The sequence below is a fragment of the Bartonella quintana genome, assembly GCF_009936175.1.
GTDB lineage: Bacteria > Pseudomonadota > Alphaproteobacteria > Rhizobiales > Rhizobiaceae > Bartonella > Bartonella quintana.
The window spans coordinates 381,674-405,171 of the sequence record NZ_AP019773.1 but is presented as its reverse complement, the minus strand read 5'-3'; the positions used below and the strand labels follow the sequence as shown (position 1 = coordinate 405,171).

The 23,498-nt window shown below is 38.4% G+C and carries 17 protein-coding genes and 1 pseudogene; 6 read left to right on the top strand and 12 right to left on the bottom strand.

The features are described 5' to 3' along the window. Nucleotides 1–3: 3 nt before the first annotated feature. The 4 genes and pseudogenes from petA to MF1_RS01555 all read right to left on the bottom strand — a co-directional run bounded on the left by petA (nt 4) and on the right by MF1_RS01555 (nt 4,542). A pseudogene (gene petA, locus MF1_RS01570) lies at nt 4–549 on the bottom strand (ubiquinol-cytochrome c reductase iron-sulfur subunit). Nucleotides 550–1,536: 987 nt separating this feature from the next. Beyond that, nucleotides 1,537–2,445, bottom strand: coding sequence for a 4-(cytidine 5'-diphospho)-2-C-methyl-D-erythritol kinase (locus tag MF1_RS01565; RefSeq protein ID WP_161510315.1), 909 nt, complete (start codon nt 2,443–2,445; stop codon nt 1,537–1,539). A gap of 256 nt (nt 2,446–2,701) precedes the next feature. Further along, nucleotides 2,702–3,553 carry a S49 family peptidase gene (locus tag MF1_RS01560; protein WP_161510314.1) on the bottom strand — a complete coding sequence of 284 codons (852 nt, stop codon included), beginning with the start codon at nt 3,551–3,553 and terminating at the stop codon, nt 2,702–2,704. Nucleotides 3,554–3,750: 197 nt separating this feature from the next. Next, on the bottom strand, nt 3,751–4,542 hold the full coding sequence (locus tag MF1_RS01555; RefSeq protein ID WP_011179117.1) for a tRNA1(Val) (adenine(37)-N6)-methyltransferase: 792 nt from the start codon (nt 4,540–4,542) through the stop codon (nt 3,751–3,753). Between the two features lie 255 nt (nt 4,543–4,797). Between MF1_RS01555 and MF1_RS01550 the strand changes: the two genes are divergently transcribed. The 4 genes from MF1_RS01550 (at nt 4,798) to glyS (ending at nt 10,871) form a co-directional block, all read left to right on the top strand. Further along, on the top strand, nt 4,798–5,814 hold the full coding sequence (locus tag MF1_RS01550) for a polyprenyl synthetase family protein (protein ID WP_014923826.1): 1,017 nt from the start codon (nt 4,798–4,800) through the stop codon (nt 5,812–5,814). Nucleotides 5,815–5,907: 93 nt separating this feature from the next. Then, nucleotides 5,908–7,602, top strand: coding sequence for a tetratricopeptide repeat protein (locus MF1_RS01545; RefSeq protein WP_161510313.1), 1,695 nt, complete (start codon nt 5,908–5,910; stop codon nt 7,600–7,602). A gap of 102 nt (nt 7,603–7,704) precedes the next feature. Continuing rightward, complete coding sequence (locus tag MF1_RS01540) at nt 7,705–8,649, top strand: glycine--tRNA ligase subunit alpha (RefSeq protein ID WP_042995309.1); 945 nt, start codon at nt 7,705–7,707, stop codon at nt 8,647–8,649. Further along, a complete protein-coding gene (gene glyS / locus MF1_RS01535; protein ID WP_161510312.1) occupies nt 8,649–10,871 on the top strand; it encodes a glycine--tRNA ligase subunit beta in 2,223 nt (740 codons plus the stop codon). The genes MF1_RS01540 and glyS overlap by 1 nt, the downstream gene beginning before the upstream one ends. Nucleotides 10,872–11,552: 681 nt before the next feature. Here glyS and MF1_RS01530 read toward each other — a convergent pair. The 8 genes from MF1_RS01530 to MF1_RS01495 form a co-directional block, all read right to left on the bottom strand. After that, a complete protein-coding gene (locus MF1_RS01530; RefSeq protein ID WP_014923822.1) occupies nt 11,553–12,047 on the bottom strand; it encodes a F0F1 ATP synthase subunit B in 495 nt (164 codons plus the stop codon). Between the two features lie 11 nt (nt 12,048–12,058). Next, nucleotides 12,059–12,625 carry a F0F1 ATP synthase subunit B gene (locus MF1_RS01525; RefSeq protein ID WP_161510311.1) on the bottom strand — a complete coding sequence of 189 codons (567 nt, stop codon included), beginning with the start codon at nt 12,623–12,625 and terminating at the stop codon, nt 12,059–12,061. A 139-nt stretch (nt 12,626–12,764) separates the two neighbouring features. Further along, nucleotides 12,765–12,995, bottom strand: coding sequence for a F0F1 ATP synthase subunit C (locus MF1_RS01520; protein ID WP_004855165.1), 231 nt, complete (start codon nt 12,993–12,995; stop codon nt 12,765–12,767). A gap of 54 nt (nt 12,996–13,049) precedes the next feature. Continuing rightward, a complete protein-coding gene (locus tag MF1_RS01515) occupies nt 13,050–13,808 on the bottom strand; it encodes a F0F1 ATP synthase subunit A (protein ID WP_014923820.1) in 759 nt (252 codons plus the stop codon). 7 nt (nt 13,809–13,815) lie between these two features. Beyond that, nucleotides 13,816–14,241, bottom strand: a complete 426-nt coding sequence (locus MF1_RS01510; RefSeq protein WP_161510310.1) for an AtpZ/AtpI family protein — start codon at nt 14,239–14,241, stop codon at nt 13,816–13,818. A gap of 721 nt (nt 14,242–14,962) precedes the next feature. Next, on the bottom strand, nt 14,963–16,393 hold the full coding sequence (der, locus tag MF1_RS01505) for a ribosome biogenesis GTPase Der (RefSeq protein WP_014923818.1): 1,431 nt from the start codon (nt 16,391–16,393) through the stop codon (nt 14,963–14,965). A gap of 4 nt (nt 16,394–16,397) precedes the next feature. Continuing rightward, nucleotides 16,398–17,069 carry a DUF2659 family protein gene (locus MF1_RS01500; RefSeq protein ID WP_161510309.1) on the bottom strand — a complete coding sequence of 224 codons (672 nt, stop codon included), beginning with the start codon at nt 17,067–17,069 and terminating at the stop codon, nt 16,398–16,400. Nucleotides 17,070–17,711: 642 nt separating this feature from the next. Beyond that, entirely contained in the window at nt 17,712–19,484 is a 1,773-nt protein-coding gene (locus tag MF1_RS01495) for an SLC13 family permease (protein ID WP_014923816.1), read from the bottom strand. A 370-nt stretch (nt 19,485–19,854) separates the two neighbouring features. Here MF1_RS01495 and MF1_RS01490 point away from each other — a divergent pair, with 370 nt between their 5' ends. Continuing rightward, a complete protein-coding gene (locus MF1_RS01490; RefSeq protein ID WP_161510308.1) occupies nt 19,855–21,546 on the top strand; it encodes an aq_1923 C-terminal domain in 1,692 nt (563 codons plus the stop codon). A gap of 151 nt (nt 21,547–21,697) precedes the next feature. Continuing rightward, complete coding sequence (gene nhaA / locus MF1_RS01485; protein ID WP_014923814.1) at nt 21,698–23,074, top strand: Na+/H+ antiporter NhaA; 1,377 nt, start codon at nt 21,698–21,700, stop codon at nt 23,072–23,074. The last annotated feature ends 424 nt before the right edge of the window (nt 23,075–23,498 follow it).

The following is a 23,498-nucleotide window of genomic DNA, read 5'->3' as shown; positions in this document are numbered from 1 at the left end:
ACTTTATCTTATTTTCAGCAAAGTATTAGAAAGAAATCGATAAGGTGGAATGGCTAAATTATAGTTGGCTGGCCCTGAGCGCACTTTTCCTACTGTATCGTAAACAGATCCACGACACGAAAACAGCCATGCCCCAATCTACCAGATTGCTCAAATGTTAGACAGCCTATATGCGTACAAAGATTAATAAGAATGAGCCAATTCTCACATCCCTTGCTTGCTGAACGTGCAAAATCCCTCGCTTCTTCTGCACTCTCCAGATTAGGGTTGCGCGCTTGACGATCTTTCAGAATACGCAATTCAGTAGTGCGAGCTTCAGCAATCTCTTTTGCAGTCCGATTGCAAATAACAACAGGCTGCCCACGCCACTTTACCGTCACCGATATGCCTTCTTCAATGCCAGAAAGGTCAACCTCAACAAAAGAATCTACCAGAACAGTCTCATCTGGCCATAGCTGATGTATAAAAGGCCACGCAACTGCACCAATTCCAAAAGCCCCTGTAACCTGTTACCAAAAACAGGAAATCCAGCCTTGTATGCTTACTCAGACCTATAAAGAGCCTATTCCTAAAGTATCTTTTCTACCATACTCTCCCTCACTGTACAATCAATCCCCCATTCTTCCATTTTCTCATCCGTGAATATCCTAGATTTTATGCACCTCACTCTCTAATTCAGAGCGCGATTAAAGCATAACTAAGAATCCCATAAAAAAGCAGCCTTTTATCCCATTTAAGGAGATACGTTTGAAATATTCGCATTTATTAAAAGTAACTTCCATAAAGTGGCGTTCTCTGGAAAAATGTTCAACATCGTCATGCACTGTCCTCTTGTTTAAGCAGAAAGGAAAATGACAGAAAAACAGTCTTGCTTCCTCACTCCTTCTCTTTGCTACCTTTGAACATAACCATTCTCAAAATAACTGATGTATTTTCACCACTATCAATAAGCTAAGCTGCTTGAGCAGCGTCATGTCTGCTCTCTGTCGTCAAGAAAAAATGTAAAGCTTGACGCACAGCATCCATCACAATATGACCTTTCGTTATCAAATCTTGGCTCACTTTTGCCAACACTGCCCTTTCATGCTGATGTTCTCTATAGTCCTGCTCAACAATCTATAACTTCCAGCACACAGATGTATCTGAGAAAAGGTGATATCCTTCTCACAGCTTCACCATCATAACCTATAGTTCTTGAAAAGCATTACCAAAACCAGTTGTGAGGATTCCTTTCTGACACCAGATTTCATAACTCTTAGCGATGAAGGCTCCACCTTTATCTTGAGGGGTAAAGCAAATTCTTGCCTTTGAAACTCCGTTTTAAAATAAAATGAACATCTTCAATAAAACGATGGGTAAAATTTTCAGCCCTCATACAATCTGAAAGACTTAGCCTCCATAAACGGTCAATCCTTTGCCAATCCTTGATTAGCTATTGAGGTCATACTTCTTCCCCGTAACACTGCTGTTCTTAACAAATGGGACGTGACCATCACTCTACCTGCTTCTCTCGTTTAAATTAAATGCATATAGAACCTAAAGCATTCCTAAAGTTATGATAGGTTTAACAAACCAATCTGGATGCATCAATTTGATAAAAAGAGCAGCCTGCTGCGCTGCTTCTTTATCTTTAAAAATACCAAAACAAGTTGCACCAGTCCCGGACATACGAGAAAAGAGAGCTCCACTCTCATCTAAGGCATATAAAACTTCAGACAATTGAGGTGCAATTTTTAATGCGGGAATAAAAAGATCGTTACGTGTTTCTTGTAAAGCTTCAACCAATGAATCAACCGTCTTGAGAGATTCTAGATCAATCTTTACGGGTGGATGATCGCGCTTCTCCAAAGCCTTAAAAACAGCTTTCGTCGCAATCTGTTGTCCATGATTAACCAAAACCATTGCAAGAGAACAAGCCTCTTTTAACTGTGTTATATCTTGCCCAATTCCTCTAACAAAAAGTGGCTGCTGATACTCCAATGCAAAAAGACACATCGGCACATCAGCACCAAGCACTAAGCTCATTTCCGCCAATTTTTCACAAGAGCAATCAAGACCCCACTGCTGACGCAATAGACTCAAAACACCAGCAGCATTGCCCGAACCACCACCAATCCCCGAAGCAACCGGCAATAGTTTAACAAGTCGAAAAAAAGCAGGTTTGGCACACTTAGGAAAGGCCTTACACATAAAGTCATGTGCACGAACAACCAAATTACCTGTATCAGAAACAAGCTCATCGGCAAAAGGCCCTGTTAAAATAAAGTGATTACTCTTACAAGGCATATAGCTCAAACAATCACCGCTGAGACTAAAATAAACCAAACTTTCTATTAAATGATAACCATCCGTGCGCTGCCCTACAACGTGCAAGGTTAAGTTCAACTTAATAGGTGTAAATACATAAGAATGCCCTTTGAATGAAACTTTTACATCCGACATCATCTGACGTAATATTCACCAGTGCGAGAATCCTTTACCAACGTTCCCCTTCTACCAACCTGTGGTTTAGATTGGGCACGGTAAATATGATGCCCCCTCCGCTGTAATTGGTTTCTGAACAAACAATAAATATAAAGAGCTATGATACAAATCAAACTCGATGCCATCATTCGTATCATTTCAAATCTCTCTCCTTCTAAAAATTATTTTTAGGCAAAAGCATCAACTACACTCAGCACATATTAAACTACTATTTTCATCACAAACCATAACGTTGCCAAAGCGTCCGTTCTTGTGCTGCTATCAACGCGCTATCAACTGCTGTATAAACCGCATTAGCAGTAACGCCTGAAGGAGTTTTAGGACCTAAAAGGCTTTTCGGAGGAGTGATTAATCGAAGTTTTGTACCAGAACCGAACCGCTCCTTAATAACAGAGCGTATATCATTCAATCCATCAATCAGCCCAAGTTCAACGCTTTTCCTTCCACTCCAAAACATTCCTGTAAAAAGATCCGAATCATTTGATAACTTCGTTGCACGCCGCTCCTTAACCAAATCGATAAAAGTTTGGTGAACTTCGAGTTGCAAAGATTTCAAATGTTCAATATCTGCTTTCTTTTCTGGTTGAAATGGATCCAATGTAACCTTGTTTTTTCCTGCTGTGTATACACGACGCTCAATACCAATTTTCTTCAAAAACTCAGGAAAACCAAAAGAAGCTGAAACAACCCCAATGGAACCAATAATCGAAGAAGGATCAGCAAAAATTTCATCCCCAGCACAGGCAATCATATAGCCACCTGATGCTGCTATATCTTCAATAAATACAAAAACCTTTTTATTTTTCTCCTCTGCCAAATCACGAATACGCTTGAAGAGCAAACGTGATTGTACCGGCGAACCACCAGGAGAATTAATAATAAGTGCAACAGCCGGCGCTTTTTTGTAAGCAAAAGCCTTGTCTAAAAGACTTGCACACCTGCCTAACGAAAGTGTACGTGCTAACATTGAATTTGAATCCATAATCGCTCCATGAAGGCGTACTACAGGAATTTCAAATTTACTGGAATGAAAACAGCACGAAACAAAATTCTTTATAGCGTCAATCAAAATGAAACTTCCTTATAAATTTAGTAAACTGCCAAATAAGCAAGGGCATAAAATAGGAAGAGCATAACTGTAAAAAAAAGTGCCTAAATAAACTAAAATTATAGACCCAAACCCAATTTCACCCAAACTTAAAATCCCCTTCAAAACAATTCAAAGTTTAGCTCGAATTTAAATGATAAACTGGAAAACACAAGATATCATTTTAAAAGTTCCCACAAACTTATATGCCCATTATTAATTGCATCCATCCGCGGTGAAAAAGCATGACCATTGTCCTCATGCATAACTAGTGGCGGCAAGAGAGATAAAGCTGCTTTACTTCCTCGTTTTGCATAAAATAAAATACGAATTGCGGCTGTTGCAACGCGCGCGTGAAGAGGAATTATACAGATATTACCAAAGCGCCCTTTCAAAGCATGTAATATATCATTCAATGATTGTGGACGTGCGATTAACCCCAAATATCCACCCGGCTTAACAATTGCTGCTGTGCTCCGCAACCAATCATCAAACATTGCTTCAGGCATAACATGTGCCTCAAACTTCTGCTCATCAGGTGTTTTGCGATCCGCAGGATTATTAAAAGGCGGATTCATAATTGCAAAATCAAAAGCATGATCCGCTAATCCTGCTTCTAAACGGGCTCTCCCTTTGCATGTAACGTCTGCTTCTACCAAGCAAACTCGCTTCGCAAGTTTCTCATTTTGTTTTAGCATAAGCGTTTTTTGAGCGTAAGATGCCATAAAAGCCGATCGCTCAACCAATGTAACATGAACCTCCAAACAACGTGAGGCAACCGCCAATCCTGCAGCACCAGCACCAGCACCCAAATCAACAACCTTACCCTTAAAATTATTGGGAACTAAACCAGCTAATAACATAGCGTCCATGCCAGAACGATGACCACGTAAACGTGGCTGAACCAAATAAAACTTCCCACGATGAAACGCATCAATTGTTTCATCGCTATGATTCCTTGTTTTATTCATTTGAAAACCCAATATTCATCCTCATAATTCACTCGCCCTCCCTATCAATTGTTGTTCAAACAAAAATATTTCAAATTTTCCCATGACTTCATAACAATGATATTCTCCAAGCACAAAGGACATTCCTTGCAAATATTATTCAAGATTTGAATTTCAAATGCGGTATCAAAGCTTGAGTCAAAACAAAACCATCTTTATGCTATGGACAAAATAGAATTCATATATGTTCATTGCAATACTCTAGGAGTAAACACATTGCGTGCTGCTACAAAATTAGATCAGATAACAAACAATCAAATTTCTCTCCAATCCCTCATTAATCTTACCAAAGACGATATGGAACGTGTAAACAAATTCATCCTCTCTATGGCAAAATCAGATATTGAAATGATCCCTGAAATTTCCAACCATCTTATTTCGTCAGGTGGAAAACGATTGCGCCCAATGATTACACTGGCTTCCGCTCATATGTTTGATTATCAAAATGATGGACATATAAAACTCGCAACAGCAGTTGAATTTATGCATACGGCAACCTTGTTACATGATGATGTAATCGATGAGAGCAATTTACGACGCGGGAAATCTACTGCACGAATGATTTGGGGAAATCAAGCAAGTATCCTTGTTGGTGATTTCCTGTTAGGACAAGCTTTTAAACTGATGGTCGATGTTGGTTCTATAGAAGCACTCTCTGTCTTAGCAAACGCTGCAGCAATTATTGCTGAGGGAGAAGTTATGCAACTTTCTGCCGCAAAAAATATAGAAACTAGTACTTCAGATTATCTCAAAATCATCAACGCGAAAACGGCTGCACTTTTTTCAGCTGCCGCTGAAGTTGGACCAATTATTGCTGGTTATAAATATGAAGAACGTTTTGCATTGCGCGAATATGGAACATTGCTAGGGTTAGCTTTCCAATTAATTGACGATGTACTTGACTATGGTGGGACTGCTAAACATCTGGGAAAAAATATCGGTGATGATTTTCGAGAAGGAAAAATTACGATGCCTGTTATCCTTGCATATGCTCGGGGCAATACGGCAGAAAAAGCATTCTGGAAACAGGCGCTTGAAAATTGCAATAACAATGATGAAACCTTCGCACATGCACAACACTTAATAGAAAAATATGATAGCCTCACAGATACAATAGAGCAAGCGCGTGCCTATGGAAAACGTGCAACCAATGCTCTTGCGTCAATGAACGAAAGCCCCGCTCACAGTGCTTTGATCGAAACTGTTGACTTTTGTATTGCCCGTGTAAACTGATGATTTGCAAGAATCACAATATTTTTTACAAAATAACCGGATATGATTTATAAACTGGACAATTGATTGATTTTCTTAAGAAGGATTAGCTCTATGCGCAGTGCAACAATATCCCGCTTTTTTATTCTCTTTATCGCGGGTATTATGCTGACGCCATCCCCCACCTATAGCAAAATTAATGCCGCTATCAATACAAGCTCATTTACAGGTGCCTATCTGGCCGGGAAAGTTGCAAATCACGAAAACAAAACAGATCTCGCCATCAATTATTTTAAAAAGGCTCTCGCTTATAAACCTGATAACATTGAAACACAGGTAGAGATGCTAGAATTGATGCTCTCTTCGGGTGCTTTTAAAGAAGCTGTTCAGCAAGCCCAAAAACTAAAAGAGCAAGGTATCATGAATCCCTTTGTTTCTTTAACGTTGTCGGTCAAAAATCTCATCAACAAAAACTATAGGAATGCCAAGATTCTTTTACAATTAAAAGAACCTCCTGCATCCAATAATCCAATACCTGAATTAATTAATGCTTGGGCTACATTCGGATCTGGGCATCAATCTCAAGCAATTGCTGATCTTGAAAAGATCCAAGGACCTGCTTGGTATAATCTTTTTAGACTTTATCATCTTGCACTCATGTGCGACCTAGCAGAACGTAAGCAAGCTGCAAAAAAATATTTCACTCAAGTGCTCAATAACCAACAGAGTATTCTTATAAGCCCTAATACCTATGAACGTATTATCATAGCCTATGCCTCATTCCAATTGCGGCATAAGATGCGCAATCAAGCTATTCAGACCCTCAAGCACGGCGAACAAATACTGTCAGACCGAAAAATACTGAAGAACATTCGAGAAAAAATTGAAAAAGGTGCTTCCTTAGAAAGGCTCGTTAAAACACCTCAACAAGGAGCTGGCGAAGTATTATATAACTTTGGAACAGCTCTCAACCACAAAACCTCAGGACACATTGCACATATTTTCAACCAATTATCTTTAGCATTGTACCCTGAAAATGACGCAACAATGTTTCAATTGGCAAATATTTCTGCCAAACTGAATGACCCTAATCAAGCAATTAAGCTCTACCGCTCTTTACCATCCAGTTCCCCTTATTATAAAGATGGACAACTAAGGCTTGCATTCATTCTTGCAAATAACAATAATCAGAATGAAGCGATAAAATTGCTAACATCATTAAAGAAAAAATCTCCCAATGATCGCCACATTTTGATAACACTTGCTGCTTTTTATATGCAAGACAATAAATTTGTCGAAGCTATTAAAATTCTGGATCGTGCTATTGCACAGATAACAAAGTTTCAACGAGATGATTGGAAGCTCTTTTATCAACGCGGTATCGCTTTCGAACGTTTGCAACAATGGTCAAAAGCAGAAATTGACCTGCGAAAAGCACTTGAATTTTTCCCCGACCAACCGCAAGTCCTTAATTATCTTGGCTATTCACTTATTGAGCGTGATCAAAAACTTGAAGAATCACTCCATATGCTGCAAAAAGCTTCTGCCTTACAACCCAAAAATAGCCATATCCTTGATTCTCTAGGATGGGCCTATTACAAGCTTAAACAATATAACCAAGCTGTTCAAATATTGGAGAATGCTGTCAAGTTGCAACCTGAAGATCCAACATTGAACGATCATTTAGGTGATGCCTATTGGCAAGTTGGACGCAAACGTGAAGCAATATTTCAATGGAATCATGCAGTCGATGGGGAACCCAAAAATTTAAAAAAAATCCAAGAAAAGCTGAAATTTGGTTTGCAATAAACAACGATGCTTGACCATAACCATATGAAACAATAGACAGTAATGAAGGCTGAAATTTCTTTGGCTACTGTCTGTTGGTTAAACATTAAAAGAGTATAAAGCGTGAAATTGTCTGAATATCTCAATCCCACACGTTCTTTTCAAGGACTTATCTTCACTTTGCAAAATTACTGGGCCCATTATGGATGCGCAATTCTACAACCTTACGACATGGAAGTCGGAGCTGGAACCTTTCATCCGGCCACAACACTACGCTCACTGGGACCACGGCCTTGGAAAGTCGCTTATGTCCAACCTTGTCGACGCCCAACAGATGGCCGATATGGTAAAAATCCCAATCGTTTACAGCACTATTATCAATTTCAAGTGCTTCTCAAACCCTCTCCTCCCAATTTACAAGAGCTTTATATCAAATCGCTACAGGCTATCGGTCTTGATACAAAACTGCATGATGTTCGCTTTGTTGAAGATGATTGGGAAAGCCCAACACTCGGTGCTTGGGGACTTGGATGGGAGTGCTGGTGCGATGGGATGGAAATTTCTCAATTTACTTATTTTCAACAAGTTTGCGGCATCGAATGCGCGCCGGTCTCAGGAGAATTAACCTATGGACTGGAACGTCTGGCAATGTATATCCAGGGTGTCGATAATATCTATAATCTTAACTTTAACAGTTCAGATGGAGAAAACCAAATAAGTTATAGAGATATTTTTTTACAAACAGAACAGGAATATTCATACTATAACTTCGAATTTGCTGATACAAAACTGCTACATCAGCATTTTATCGATGCAGAATGCGAATGCATCGCAATCCTTAAAGCTGGAAAACCAAATACAGAGAATGGCTTACATCTGTGTGTTTTTCCAGCTTATGACCAGTGTATTAAAGCTAGTCATATCTTTAATCTTTTGCAAGCACGTGGCGTTATTTCTGTAACTGAACGACAAAGTTATATTTTTCGCGTTCGTGATCTTGCACGCCAATGTGGAGAAGCCTTTTTACGCACTAAAGCTGCTCAAATCCACAAAAACGGAGAATCCTAATGTCTGATCTTCTTCTTGAACTTTTCAGCGAAGAGATCCCTGCACGCATGCAGCGAAAAGCTGCTGCAGACCTCAAAAAATGTGTTATAGATCAACTTGTGAATGCGGGCTTAACCTATAAAGCTGCTCGTGAATACTGGACACCTCGTCGATTAACACTAGATGTACGCGGTCTTTCTATACGTTCAAAAGATACCCATGAAGAACGCAGAGGTCCCAGTACAAAGTCACCACAGCACGTGATTGATGGCTTCTTACGCACAACAGGATTGAATAATATTTCTGAAGCACCCATTGTGCATGATCCTAAAAAGGGTGATTTTTATATCGCTAAAATCATCAAAAAAGGACGGAGCGCAGAAGAGATTATTGCTGATATTTTACCGGGTATTATTCGCAATTTTCCATGGCCAAAATCTATGCGTTGGGGAAAAGATTCAGCAAAAAGCGGAGCTCTGAAGTGGATTCGACCTTTACAAAACATTCTTTGCGTCTTTGGACCAGAAATTGGTGAAACGCGGGTCATTCCATTTACCATTGGTTCTCTCAAAAGCAATAATTTGACCTACGGTCATCGCTTCTTAAGTAACGGAAAGCCTCTCCAAATTCGCCGTTTTGATGACTATATCACTCAGCTTGAAGCCCATAAAGTCATTCTGGATGCAGAAAGGCGAAAGAATATTATTTTGACAGATGCGCAAAATCTTTGTTTTGCAAATGGTTTAGAACTGGTTGAAGATAGTGCCCTTTTAGAAGAAGTTGCAGGACTCGTTGAGTGGCCTGTTGTGCTTATGGGCAATTTTGACAAATCTTTCCTTGATATTCCTCCAGAAATTATTCGCTTGACCATTCAGGCCAATCAAAAGTGTTTTGTAACCCGCAAACAAGGCGAAAAGATCAAACTTTCTCATAATTTTATTCTCGTTTCTAATATTCTTGCAAACGATGAAGGTAAAGAAATTTCCAAGGGAAATAGTAAAGTTGTCTGTGCTCGTCTTTCTGATGCGCTCTATTTTTGGCAAACAGACCAACATGATTTGCCTGATATCAAATACTTGCAGTCCTCTGCTAAGAAACTTGCTCTTGATTTAAAAAAACCTCTCGATCAAAGAATAGCACGCCTTGATCATTTGAATGTGACTTTCCATGAAAAATTAGGCACACAAGGTGCAAGAGTGGAGCGAATCGCCACCTTAGCACAAAAAATTGCACCTTCGGTGCAAGCAGACCCTCTCCTAGCTAAACGTGCCGCAATACTTGCAAAAGCTGATTTACAAACAGAAGTCGTTGGAGAATTTCCGGAACTACAAGGATTCATGGGACGAAAATATGCCCTTCTTCAGGAAGAAGACCCTCGCGTAGCTGAAGCAATCGAAGACCATTATAAACCTCAAGGACCAAAAGATCGTATTCCGCAAGAACCTCTTGCTATAGCAGTAGCGCTGGCCGATAAAATTGACATGCTTGTCGGTTTTTGGCTTATTAATGAAAAACCAACAGGTTCAAAAGATCCCTATGCATTAAGACGAGCAGCATTAGGAATTATTAGGCTTGTGCTTTTGCGTGACTGGAAAATCAATCTTATGCCACTGTTTCATCTGGCAACGAATCTTTTTCTACAACAAAAAAACAAAGATGAAACATCTCGAACAAAAACTACGCAATCGCAGAATCTCGTTCTGGAAAAAACAGAATATATTTTATCAGATCTGTTATTCTTTTTTCATGAACGTTTGAAAATCTATCTAAAAGAGGAAGGCGTTCGTTATGATGCTCTTGAAGCAGTCTTAAACAAAGATGCTGATGATTTTTTGTTGGTTGCGCGTCGTGTCGAAGCACTTATCGCCTTTATCAATACAAGTGATGGGGGTAGTTTTTTAACTGCTGTAAAACGTATTGTAAACATTCTTGAAAATGAAATCCAAAAAGGTTCAACAATAGTGAATGAAATTAACCCTGAACTCTTTAGTGAAACAGAAGAAAAACAGCTCTATCAAGCAATCGTTGAAGCAGAAAAAAAGGTTCGTGACCACATCAATGCAATAAATTTATCACACGCACTCAATACGCTAGCGCCATTGAGAAAATTTATCGACACATTTTTTGAAAAAGTATTAGTGAACGATAAAAACCCCAATATTCGTACTAACCGTCTCGCTCTTCTCAAACGTATCCACAACACGACACAAGCAGTTGCAGACTTCTCGAAACTTGTAGTCTAACTAGGTTCTGTGCACCTGAGCAATATTTGAGAGCACAAGCTGATCAGTGATAACATTCTATTTGTAAAGAATAGGAATGTTATCATCGAGGGATATTACATCAAGTGCAGGGATTGGTAAAGAATGTACAACTTATTGAAGAAAGTCTTTGGAATGCATATGAGAGTTAGAAAACCTTACCTGGCTTTTGTTCAAGTAAAAATCTTATAACTATAACAAAACCTTCATAAAGAACACTACCTCATCGAATGATTCTTCAATAAAATCAAACAATTCAGACGTATCTTCTCAATTTGATAAAAAGTCTTCTTTTATGAAATTCTTGATCTATACTGCAATCATTCTTCTGGCTTAAAGAGCTATAAGTGTAAAAAACTAACATTTTATCAACTGGAAAAATGATGAAGATAGAATTCTTCTTTTTCTTAGCTTAGCACCTTTATCATTGAATGTTTTCAAAAAACTTATGAAATAGCTTCACTGTAAGGCTTGAGACAATTTCAGAGAATTTTTAGCATAAATGACACTTTAATCATCATTGAGCAAAAAGCTGAATAGAATTCATTAAATACAAAAATTGAGATAGATGAAAATCAGAAAACTACTGCCCAGTCACGCTAATCCCGAAAAAGAACTCTCCTTCCAAAGGACTAGAAACCTTTTGAACTCACCCAATATCCCTTAATTAAGGTATGCCTTCATTTTTGTAAGAGATTCCTCAACAAGAGACTCCTTAATGAGCTCATTTGCTTTTTTAGAATCTAATTCCTGCTCGATAAGCAAACGCGCAGCAGAAACTGCCAAATCGACAGCAGACGAAGAAACCACGCGTATCGCATCAGCTTCTGCTTGAGCAATTTTTTGCTCTGCTAGTTTATTGCGATTTTTTACATACTCCTCTGCTTTTGTACGAGCTTCAGAGACAACAGCTTCAACTTCACGCTTAGCTGCAGCAATAATCTCTTGCGCATCCTTTTCTGCTTCCGCATGTTTGCGCTGATATTCGGCTAGAACTTCCTGAGCTTCTTCACGAAGACGAAGAGCCTCATCAAGCTCATCCTTGATACGCTTTGCCCGTGCATCAAGACGACGCACAATCATTTCTGGAACTTTGAAATAAGCCAAAAGAGCCAGAAAAAGAACTAATCCAACAAAAGCCCAAAAAGTATCTGTCATCGTTGTAATCCTCAATAACCTGCAGCTTTAACAGCTGAACGAACAGACTCTCTGCTGACATCAACATCAATCATTTTTTTTACAATCTCAAGGGCTGCTTCTTCAGCAATTGAGCCAACATTCTGCATAGCTTTATCGCGAATTTTTGCTATCTGTTTTTCAGCATCTTTTAGCTTTTTCTCTAAACTTGCTTCAATTTCTCTTCGTTCAAGCTCAACCTTTTGTTTTATCTCCTCGCCAGCTGCTTGTGCTATAATATGAGCTTGTGAACGCGCTTGTGCTAATTTCCGCTCGTAAGTTTCAACCACGGTATCTGCTTCTTGTTTCATACGCATTGCTTGATCCAAATCAGATGCGATTCGATCCCGACGTGTCTCAATAACATCACCAATACGGGGTACAATCACACGAGAGATAAAAAGATAAAAAAGCCCAAAAGAAATCGCCAACCAAAAAAAATGTGAACCAAAATGCACAAAATCAAAAGGTGGAAATATACGATCTGCATGCTCTGATGCATTTTTAATATGCTCTACCAGTATTTCATTGCTCTGTGCAAAAGCGCTGGAAATAAACATTTTCTCTCATCCTTCAAACAGCCTGGCTTAAGGCGTTTTATTCAAAACAAACGACGGCCGACTAACGCTCCTTTCGTTACAACACCAAAAGAGCATCCCCGCCCTCATAAAGAAAGCAGGCATACCCTTTCAAAAATGATTAAACCGCAAAAAGAAGCAACAAAGCAACAAGCAATGAAAAAATACCCAAAGCCTCTGTCACAGCAAAACCAAAGACGAGACGACCAAACTGACTATCTGCTGCCGATGGATTACGTAATGCACCAGAAAGATAGCTACCAAAAATATTCCCAAGTCCCAAAGCTGTCCCCGCCATACCAAAGCAAGCAAGACCAGCACCAATGTATTTTGCTGCAAGCACTAATTCCATATTATTCTCCTTTAAAGCAAAATTGCACCATTTGACGGAAAACCGTCAGTTTTATTAATGTCCCGGATGGACCGCATCATTAAGATACATACAGGTTAAAACTGTAAAGACATAAGCCTGAAGAAACGCAACCAAAAATTCAAGAGCAGTAATCGCTACAGTCATGATAAGCGGTAAAATTGAACCGCTAACGCCCATGATTCCTAGTTCAATCATTGATACAATAAAACCAGAAAAGACTTTGAGAGTAATATGACCAGCAAGCATATTCGCAAAAAGACGAAGCGAAAGACTGATAGGACGAGAGAAAAAAGAAATTACTTCAATCATCGTAACCAAAGGCAAAATCACAACAGGTACACCACTGGGAACGAACAGTTTCAAAAAACCGATCCCATGCTTACGAAAACCATAACCAATCACCGTCAAGATCACCAACATCGCCAATGAAAACGTGATCATAATCTGAGAAGTAATTGTATAAAAATAGGGGAAAAGACCAATAAAATTAGCAACCAAAATAAAAGTAAATAGAGAAAAGACTAAAGGGAAAAACTGCATCCCCTGTACACCACATGATTCTCGCAAAGTCGAGGCTACAAATTCATAAGCAATTTCTGAAATAGATTGCATTCGCGTTGGAACCAACCCACGACTTGATGATGAAATAAAGAGAAAGACTGAAGTCGCAACAACCGTAGCAATTATAAAAAATGATACATTTGTAAACGACAAATCCATATTTCCTACGGAAATATTAATCAATCGTGAAATCTCAAACTGATGAACAGGATCTGGAGCGTGCGATGTCACTTTAACCTCATTTATTGGACCTCTTATCGGTCCTTTTATCTTGGCGCGATGCGCCTCTTTGCTCTAATCGACTGGAGGCAATATAGCCGACAGAGCGAAGAATATTTAATACACCAGCAGCAAATCCAAGAAAAAGAAAAAACACCAACCCCCATGGTAATGAACCTACTAGCTTATCAAACCCCAACCCCAAAACAACGCCTACAATGATACTTGCTAAAAACTCACTGGAAAGCTTAACCGCACGGGCACTACCTATCCCTTTTGGCTCTCTTCCTTTCTCACACTTATACCTCTTTAATGCTTCCTTAGGTATTAAAGCTAAGCCTAAATTCTGACTACGGCATTCTAAATCCACTGAATGGAAACAGTCTTCTTGCCTTTTCCCTTCAGCTTCCTCTTGTGGTACAACGCGTTCGTTGCCCTTTGCCATAATTGGCTCCTTAATAATCAAAGAAAAGTTAAAATGCATTTCACAAAACCGCGAATAGCATATTGTTCCTCAATTTATTCGTCAAGCCACTAAAAGAAATCTATCACAATTTATCGCATAAATAACGTGTCTTTCAATTTTATAAACTCCAACCTTTAACGCACCTTCAAATAACTACCTTCAACAAGGAATGCAATGCTGCTTTACCTTAAGGTAAGCTATAACTGTCCTCATATCAGAACTGTAGGAGACATATTGAGCAAACATCCTCCGAAGTCAATCATTTGTTGTAGATTTTATCCATCGTTCATCAATGAAACTCCTTCACCTATTAATGCACGACACATAAATAGACCTATCATTTAATACATATCACACAAAAAGGACTTGTAAACAGGACTTTAAAGACGACCACACCACTTTATGCAACTGTTTACGGTGGTCTATTCATAAGGTGTAAGTAAAAAATTCTTTCGATTTTGATAAGAGAAGTTGAAATAAGAAAATATTACTCTATCCGATGTCCTTAATTTAATAAGGAGAATAATAAATTATCTTTATAAATAAACTTATTATAAAATAATTTTTTCTTTTATTGAAGGAAAAATCATTATCTGTTGAGTTAATAAATTGATATTAAAACTCAATAATCATGAAAAAGCTTATTTAAAAAACTTGTTTTTAAGGCAGATTTCATAAACTTTGAAAAAATAGAGAGCAATCATTTCTTTTTAGAACGTGCTGCGAAAGGATTGTCAGATGCCCGTAATGATATGCGAATTGGTACACCAGGCATATCAAACGTATTGCGCAATCCATTAGAAAGATAACGCAAATACGATTGAGGCATTGTTTTTGGTCGTGAGCAAGAAATCACAAATCCAGGAGGACGTGTCTTAACCTGTGTGATATATTTAACCTTAAGTCGACGCCCAAAAATTGCAGGGGGTGGATGATGCGCAACAATAGTTTCAAGCCATCGGTTCAATTTGGCAGTGGAAATACGACGATTCCACATACGGTGCATCATCATAACATTTTCCATCAGGTTATCAATCCCTTGACCATATTGCCCCGATAAAGGGACAGCTCTCAAACCAGGAACTTGAGGAAGAAGGTGGGCACATTTTTCATGCAAATCAACTAATGTTACCTGGCTATTTTCAATAAGATCCCACTTATTGAAAGCAATAATTGGAACACGCCCTTCACGAATCACAAGATCAGCAATTTGTAAATCCTGCTTTTCAAAAGGCGCAGTTGCATCAAAAACAATCACCACCACTTCCGCAAAACGAATTGCACGCAAAGTATCTGCAACAGAAAGTTTTTCTAATTTTTCTTGAATTTTCGACTTTCGACGTAACCCTGCAGTATCAAAAAGTTTAATATGACGACCACGCCATTCCCAATCCACAGAAATGGAATCACGAGTCAATCCTGCTTCAGGTCCTGTCAACAAACGATCTTGCCCCAACATCCTATTGATGAGAGTTGATTTTCCTGTGTTTGGGCGACCAGCAACTGCAATCCGAAGGGGTTGTTTACTTTCATCGCAAACAGATCCCTTTTCCTCCAAATCATCCACATAATCACCAACAGATGCAGACTGTACAGAAACACATTTTTCCGCGTTCTTGCTTTCAAAAACTCTCTCTTTACCAATAGCATCCATAATTGCATCACGAAGATCTGAAAGACCCAAACCATGTTCAGCAGATATTGGACAGGGCTCCCCCAAACCTAATGACCACGCCTCATACTCTGTCCCTACTGCCGCTTTTGACTCAGATTTATTGGCAACAAGCACAATTGGTTTTCCCGATTTACGAACCAGGGACGCAAAATTTAAATCACTCGGCGTTATGCCACTCTTTGCATCAAACATGAATAAAATAAGATCCGCTTCATTAATAGCAGCTTTTGTATGTGAACACATACGACCTTCAAGTGTATGATCACCGGCTTCTTCCAACCCAGCTGTATCGATCACATCAAAACACAGATCTTGAAGTTCTGCCGCATGAATACGTCGATCACGTGTCACACCTGGCTTATCACAAACCAAAGCCAATTTTTGGCCAACCAAACGATTAAAGAGCGTTGACTTCCCAACATTGGGCCGACCAACTACAGCAATGGTAAGGCTCATCAATTTATTCCTTGTCTGCCTTGCCCTCAGCTTGCATAAGCTCAAGCATAATTCGTGCCCTCTCTGTTGCTTTTGATCCTAGAACACCTTCTTTAGAGATCTTCCTAAAATAATCAACCGCTTCATCCATTTTATCAGCTTTATAAGCAGCTAAGCCCAAAGCCTCTCTTGCAGATATACGCATAGGGTCAATATCATTTTCCATGTCTTTGACCCGTTTTTTGACGTCATCCAAAGTCCCTGTATCAACCAAAATATAAGCTGCCCGAATTTTTGCAACTTTTCGCAAAATTGGCGGTGCTTTTTCATCAGCAGCGACAGAATCAAAAGCTTCCACAGATTTAACAGCATCACCTTGTTCCATAAGTAAAGAAGCCTCACGCATACGAGCAAGAAAAGGATATCCCCCAAAGTTAGAAGCTTTCACATTTTTCAATTGCTTCATCGCCTCATCAAAATGACGTGTATCCGCAAAATCAAGGACTTTCATAAATGCATCACCAATATGACCAGCTTTCTTCATTTGCTCATAATGGTAAATTTGATAAATGACTATCATCAACACAAAAATAATGGCTGCAACAATAACCGAAAAACCATAACGTCTCCAGAAAGCGAGAGCTTTTTCCTGACGAAACTCTGCATTAACTTCAGCAATAAAACTATCATACGACATATATCACACCCTGAAAAAATCACTTTCTGCACTTTTACGCATAAATGAATAAAGATGGTAGCCCTAATTAACTCAAAATCTTAAAATTGCCAGCCTATTCGTTTTAAATAATATAATATCCGATCAGATTGAATTCTTTTAATTTATTCATCAAAAACAATGTTATTCCCTTTTGGTTCACATTACAGCTCTTAGATATCTTTGATTTTGTAAAAATAGGAAAGTTATTAATGCCTTATTTCTACTATGCATGCTTGTTTATAATCTCGACAGTGTTACCCGTAGCTCCCCTAGTTAGTCAGTAGCCGTTCCTAGTTATGTACGGGGAAAATCTTTTAAAACTTTAAAAGCAACTGTTGTATTGCACTTTTCAAAATCCTCGGTTGTAGTATGACAATGGGAAGCAAATTCATTAAAAAAACCTTTAACAAAAAGGCATGACTCAATTTCCATGATTGGAAACATTTAAAACCAAATAAACAAGTCTTATTTATCCAGCATAAAAGAAACGCTGGAGCCCATAATAGAGCCTAATACAAATCCAAACTTCAAGCAAAACTCTTTGCACAAGTCTATCTCTTCAACTTACCTTCATCCAATTAACAGCCTTTGAGATTGATACTTATAGGTTCTAAAAGTGTTCTATTGTAATGGCCAAATCCACATAAGCATTGGAACCGCAACAATGACTATTAATACCGCCAAAGGAGCACCAAAGCGGGGGTAATCACTAAAACGATATCCTCCTGGCGCCATTACAAGCATATTACTTTGATGTCCAATAGGTGTGAGAAACTCACACCCTGCACCAATCGCAACAGCCATCAGAAAAGCTTCAGGCTTATAATGAAGAGAGTGAGCAAAACTTGACGCGATTGGTGCTACCATCATCACTGTTGCTGCATTGTTCAAAAATGGCGTTACCAACATAGCTGTAATCAACATAAGCGCTAATGCACCAAATGGTGGAAAAAATACCGCTAATTGACTGAGCCACTGACCTATAAGATCCGTGCATCCCGTCTTTTCTAGTGCTTCACTCACTGGAATAAGTGCTGCTAATAATACTAATATTTGGCCATCTAATGCCTGATATAAGTCACGCGCTGGCAAAACCCGAAAGATAACCATTGCAGCGGCAGCAGAAAAAAAAGAAAATGCAACTGGAACGATCTGAAAAGCCGTAAAAATAATTGCTATAAATAAAATAGCTAAAGAGACAAAACCATGCCGTAAATTACCAAACACAATATTACGTTTTGCTAAGGGCAAACATTTCAGTTCCCGTAGCAACTTTGGGATAATCATATCCTGTCCCTGCAGAACAATCACATCACCAAGATAAAAATCAATATCACCAAGCCTCCCACGCACCCTTTCATGTTGACGACTTAATGCAAGCAAATTCACATTATAGCGATCAAAGAGTGAAAAACCTTTCGCACTGATACCTATAAGCGGGGAATTATGTGTGATGACTGCTTCCACAATATCAATGTCGCTGTCCTTATCACCCGTGGAAATAGTTCGACCAGTAGAAAATTCTAAACGAGCAGCATTCATCACGCTATCTAGCCCTGTATGCGAACCTTCCAGCAAAACAATATCGTTTTCAGATAAAACAAAATCTGGCAGTGGTGAAATAGATACTTTGTTTCTAATGATTTGAACTACCATGACATCACCACCTGATGGCTTAACGAGATCAACAATGGTTTTTCCTACAATCGGTGAATTTATTGGAATATGCACTTCCGAAACATAATTTCGAATATCAATCACATCATCAAACGAAACACCTGAACGTGCACGCACAGGTAAACGCCAAGAAAAAAAGACCAAATATAAAATACCAGCAGTAGCAACTGCTGCACCAACCGGTGTAAAATCAAACATGGTAAAAGGAGCCCCTGATAAACGTTCTCGCATCGCTGAAATAACGACATTGGGGGAAGTCCCTATCTGTGTCATAAGACCACCCAACAAAGAACCAAATGCCATTGGCATCAAAAAAACAGAAGGTGCAACCTCAGAACGACGAGCAAATTGAAAAGCAATTGGAAGCATGATAGCCAAAGCACCAATGTTTTTAACAAACATTGATAAAAGTACCACAGAAATAACCAAAAAAGCCAATTGAAGGCGCACAGATTTCACCTCTGGCCAGATCCGTTGGATAATAAATTCCATTATACCAGAACGTGATACAGTCGTACTGACAATAAACACGCTCCCCACAATAATAACAATATCACTACTAAAACCGCTAAACGCCTCCTTCGGGCTGACAAGGCCGACAATGCAAGAAATCAATAATGTAAAAATAGCAACAAGATCATAACGGAACCGATCCCAAATAAAAATGATCATCATGAGACCAATGATAGAAAAAGCCATTATTTGATTTTCTGTCATGACACCCCTTTCTCCCCGTTAAATGGCAATGAACAACAACATATCTTTTGTGTTTTAACTGTTCCTATAAACAGCAGCAAGATAAAAGCAAACATGAGGACACCTTAGAGTGATTTAATGTGATAAAATTAGGATCAGCATAAACTTCTCTGTTTGTTATGAGTGCTTGTTTATAAAATGCTGAAACCAAAGAAAATTGGTGACAGTGGATAAAAGTATATTGCCAAAAAAATGATAATGACTCTACATGTAAAAGAAGATAAAAATGGATAACTTTTGAGCTGGTGCAAGCTATATTTGAGCCTTTATTGTTGCTTAAAGAAATTTGTCTACGTTCTCACATAGAGTTATAAAAGCGAAAGAAGAAGTGATGGTCAATCTTAATGGTGGGTACCGAAACAGTCTAAGATATTGGCTGACATGTATTATTGGATTTTGTGCTATTCTGGTAATTATAGTTGTCGGCGGTTTTTATATGGTAAAACCCCATCTTGACAGTTTTGTAAAACAAGAAATAGCCCGCCATTCCATAAAAGCAGAAAAATCCGAAGTCAGCATCACTGGTAAAGTCAACTTGAAAAACGTTACCCTCCCAGTTCCTGCCGACATATCACTTAAAATTGGTGCCATTTCAGCCCGTCCTCCCCTTTCTTTTATTCCTGGCACTTTCACACTTTATAATGTGGACTTACAGCATAATAATATTCACTTACAAATCCCAAAAATTTCTCTTAACAGTGTATCCTTTAAAAAAAAGGATAGTACGATTACATCACATCTTTTGCAATCAATTATGCGTCTTGAACTTTCCTCAATTGCTGCGCCGAATATACTGCTTTCTGTAGAAAATAAGAATAAGCTAACCGACAAATTTGAAATAAAAGGTTTTCAGCTTTCTGATTTTAAAAATGGTCATATTGGATCTGTTGGCATTCAAAATTTGGACCTTACGACGATAGCTGCAGACGGTACAAAACAGAGGACTCTGATCGCCAAGAGTAATACAATAAAAGCGCATGATATTAACATCAACTACGCATATTCTATTATTTTTGGAAAAAGCGACGCTTTCAATCAAGGAAAAACCGTTACTGGTTCTATTTCTCTAGAGAACTTCATGGTCAATGTTTTGGAAGAAAAAGAGAAAAATACTTCCCTCTCTTTTGGCAATTTCAAAACATCTGGCCTAAAAATGAAACCGCTCAAACAAGCACTTGAAAAATTGGTCAAAGCTTATTTTAACGCAAGAAAAGCAAATAACCAAGAAGCTGAAAGAATAGCACGAAATGGTATTATTCTAAATATCCTTCTCGCCATTACCTCAGCCGATGCCAAAATTGATAACATCACCATTGATATACCACAGTTAAAGGCAACACTTGAATCATTTCAATTCAAACCAAGCCAATGGGATCAGCCTATACCAAAAAAACTTCTGCTCTCTCTCGATAACCTTTCGATTGTACCTAAAAAAATGGACGAAAAAGACTTAGAATTCCTTAAAAATATGGATTTTGAACGCCTTGATCTTTCAGGAAAACTTGACATTTCTTATGATGAAAAAAAACGGACCCTTCTTCTTAATCCAATGTCTTTCAACATAAAAAATATTGGTTCTGGAGAAATATCTGCTAAAGCTATTGATGTTGATACAAAACTCTTCTCTGGACAAAAAGAGGCAATGGTTGCTGTCTCTCAAGATTTTGGTATAATCGAAACCGAAGTAAGTTATACGGATGCTGGTTTCATTGATAAGCTTTTTTCTTATCTCGCACAAAATCTTAATGACAGCAAACATGATCTCAAGAAGGAACTTTATAACGATTTCTATCTGATAATGACTCAAACCCCTAAAATATTGCTAAAAAATCATGAAAAAGCTGAAAATATTTCAAAGTCCTTTGGTGACTTTGCTAAAAATCCACAAACGTTGATTGTTAAAATAACAGCAAAAGATAAAAAAGGCCTCACAATCGCTGATCTCAAAACTGCACTTGAAAATGGTTTGTCCACTGTACTGGACAAAATAAATCTAACTGTCAAGAATGCATCGTCACCTTAAAAAACGTGTTCAACTTAAAATGGTAACCTTGTTCTTAAGATTTAAGAGCTTTATTCCTATTTTTTTCTTTTGTATGATAGAATGAATGCCACGCATAACAATCTATACAAAAAATATATATTAGCAGAATTGTTAATATTTGGAGTTGCTTATGTCTGCTTTATCCTCAAATCGCTTGCCAAATCGCGCCTCTCTTGTCACAAATCGAGCGTTCTCTGCTCTTGAGGGTTTTCTCCATGTTGAGGCTTTCAGTGGTATTGTTCTTTTATTAGCCGCTGCTGCCGCACTCATTTTTGCTAACTCTCAATATGCTTCTGTTTATGAATCGCTCTGGCATATTCCTCTTGGCTTTAATTTTGGCCATTTTACACTCTCATGGGATTTACATTTCTGGGTTAATGACGCTCTTATGACCGTTTTCTTTCTCGTAGCAGGAATGGAAATTCGGCGTGAGATTCATGAAGGCGCTCTCGCCGATTTTAAACAAGCAATTTTGCCAATAGTTTCAGCAATAGGTGGAGTTTGTTTTCCTGCACTTATTTATCTTAGCTTCAACTTTAACAGTGAACATATGCATGGTTGGGCTGTGCCAACAGCAACAGATATTGCCTTTGCGCTAGGTATTCTTGCTCTTCTTGGGAAAAAAATCCCTGCTAACCTTCATGTTATTCTCTTATCACTAGCAATTATTGATGATATTATCGCTGTTCTTATCATTGCTTTCTTCTATTCAACCAACATTGATCCTAGTGGGTTAGCCATTGCAATAGCAGGTATTGCTCTGGTGTTATTTTTTCAATGGATTGGGCTCGCATCGGCATGGCTTTACATTCTACCTGGTGCAATCATCTGGTGGGGTTTAATGATCACAGGCGTTCATCCATCACTGACGGGCGTGATTTTAGGTATGATGACTCCGGTTTTTCCTACGCGTACTCTTGTAGCTCCGCTTACAATACTGAGCAACGCCATGCAAATCCTTCAAGAAAAAAATATAAAAACAGACCTGCATCATATCTCAACTGCATTAAAAAAAATGCGCAAAGGACAACGCGATATGATTGCACCAGTAATACGTGTTCAGAAGACATTGCATCCATGGGTTGCATACGGTGTGATGCCAATTTTTGCCTTTGCAAATGCTGGTGTTAGTTTTGCAAATTTTGATCTTTCTTCTCATGAATCATTCTTGGTTGTTCTTAGTGTTGTAATAGGTCTCTTTATTGGTAAACCTTTGGGTATTATTACTGCTAGCTATCTGGCAGTAAAATCAGGGTTATGCCGATTGCCTCCCCATATGACATGGACAGGGATTCTGTTGATTGGATTTTTAGCAGGAATTGGCTTTACAATGTCTATCTTCGTTTCAATGCTCGCTTTCAAAGATATTGTCCTGTTGGATTCTGCAAAAATTGGTGTTCTCTGTGGATCTGGTTTATCTGCTCTTGCCGGCCTTGGATATGGGCTCATTTATATCAAACGTAATAAAAATAAAAAAGTACTTCATAGTCTCAATGGAATCAAATAGCTATCCACTTTATTATAGAAATTGCAGTTTGCGTAATCATAGTGATGATAAAGTTGAGGTACTCGAGATCGCCAGCTAAAAGCCTTGGTGAAAAATACAATAGACAATTTGTTTTGTATTTCTTGCTTATTGATTATGCTATCCACGCTATTCATTGAGATTAATCGGTCTAATCTGAATGATGAAATCAAACGAAGACATATTATTTTATGCGAAGCACACATTATTGTGATGAATCTCTTTCATGAAATTTCACGCTGGAGTTGAATATTTTCAAAAAGAAAATGCTTTTTTTTACTTGTCTATCGATAAAGGGACAAAATATCTTGGAATGTTTTTCCTTATTTATTTTTGTATTATGATACAGCCACAGTGTAACGAATCAATAAAACCGCTTTTTAAAAAATTTCCCGAATAAAGTGAA